The organism is Psychrobacter sp. (assembly GCF_018260395.1).
GTDB lineage: Bacteria > Pseudomonadota > Gammaproteobacteria > Pseudomonadales > Moraxellaceae > Psychrobacter.
On sequence record NZ_JAGLBC010000128.1, the window covers coordinates 1224 to 2880 of the forward strand.

The 1657-nt window shown below is 40.9% G+C and carries 2 protein-coding genes; both read right to left on the reverse strand.

The annotated features are described in order from the left end of the window. Positions 1-357: hypothetical protein (locus tag QZ265_RS09010; RefSeq protein WP_296405466.1), on the reverse strand; the 357-nt coding region annotated here is incomplete at its 3' end. A 56-nt stretch (positions 358-413) separates the two neighbouring features. After that, the gene (gene dapE, locus QZ265_RS09015) at positions 414-1571 is read right to left on the reverse strand and encodes a succinyl-diaminopimelate desuccinylase (RefSeq protein ID WP_296405472.1); all 1158 of its coding nucleotides are present in this window, start codon (positions 1569-1571) and stop codon (positions 414-416) included. Positions 1572-1657 lie beyond the last annotated feature (86 nt).

The window sequence follows — 1657 nt, forward strand, 5'->3', positions numbered from 1 at the left end:
AACATACAAGTCAACATAGCTATGACCGAGTTGCGCTTTTATCTTATCAATAACTTCGCTAGCTTTCTTAGAGTCGTAGACGGTCTGAAAGCGATAAATATCCGCAACGGGTATGTTCGAAGCTTTAGCCATCTGTTTAGTAATATTTGGATATTCAATATCTCGTGGCGAGTTGTCTTTGGGAACACCAGAGTGGGCGTCAATTGTTGTCCAATCAATACGTAATTTTGATTGTTCGGCTACCTTATCAATAGGCTCTGACATTACTTGGTTATACGATGTAATGCTACAAGCACTTAATAGCGCAGTGATAATAACCAATGAGGTCAGCATTATAGTTTTAATTCCAACTCTCACAGCATACTCCCAAATAAAGTTATTGATAATATTGGTTTAGCGCTAATAAAATGGGTTTAATCCAACAACAGCGCTTCAAGCATCTTTTCATATATTTGCGCCAATTTACCGATATCATCAATTTCTACCTTTTCATCCACCTGATGAATGGTCGCATTACGCACCCCAAGTTCAACGACTTGCGCACCGGTTGGGGCAATAAAGCGACCATCAGAAGTACCACCTGAAGTGGATAGTATGGTATCGATACCAGTGACTTCTTTAATGGCTACCTTACACGCATCGACCAATTTGCTTTCTGCAGTCAAGAATGGATGACCTGATAATTTCCAATCAATCTTATAGGTAGCCTCATTATCGGAAAAATGCTTATCAAATATTTCATGAGTCTTAGTGCGTAATTCTTCTTCGGTGGTTTCAGTTGAAAATCTAAAGTTAAAAACCACTTCAACAGTTTCGGGAATGACGTTATTGGCGCCAGTACCGCCATTTATATTTGATATCTGCATGGAAGTTGCAGGGAAGAAGTCATTTCCTTGGTCCCACTCGGTATTGCTAAACTCAGCTAGGGCAGGCATCAATACATGAATGGGATTGATGGCCAAATGAGGGTAGGCGACATGACCTTGTTTACCTGTAACCGTTAAGATGCCACCAAGAGAACCACGACGACCGTTTTTAATAATATCACCCAAAGTATTGGTGCTAGAAGGCTCACCCACTAAGCAATAAGTGATTTTTTCATTACGGGCCTCTAAGGTTTCAACTACTTTTACGGTACCATTTATAGAAGGGCCTTCTTCATCAGAGGTAATCAACATGGCTATTGAGCCGTTATGATTGGGATGATTATTGACAAAGTTTTCGACAGCCACAGTAAAAGCTGCAATCCCAGTTTTCATATCGGCTGCTCCGCGACCCCAAAGGTAGCCATCTTTTACAGTCGGCTCAAAAGGGGGAATTGCCCAATTGTCTACATTACCCGTAGGCACCACATCGGTATGACCAGCAAAACAAATGACAGGATCAGAGCTGCCTCGTCTTGCCCAAAGATTTTTTACCTGTGCACTGCTTCCGCTGGCATGCTCATCGCCAAAATACATAAATTGGCAATCAAAGTTTAACGGTTTCAAACGTTCCACTAACACTTCTTGGCATTGCTTATCATCTGGGGTAACGGAATCACGGCGCATAAGCTCAATGCTTAGTGCCAAAGTTTTTGATTGATGATTGGATTGATGATTTGATTGATGATTTGATTGATGATTTGATTGATGATTTGATTGATGATTTGATTGAT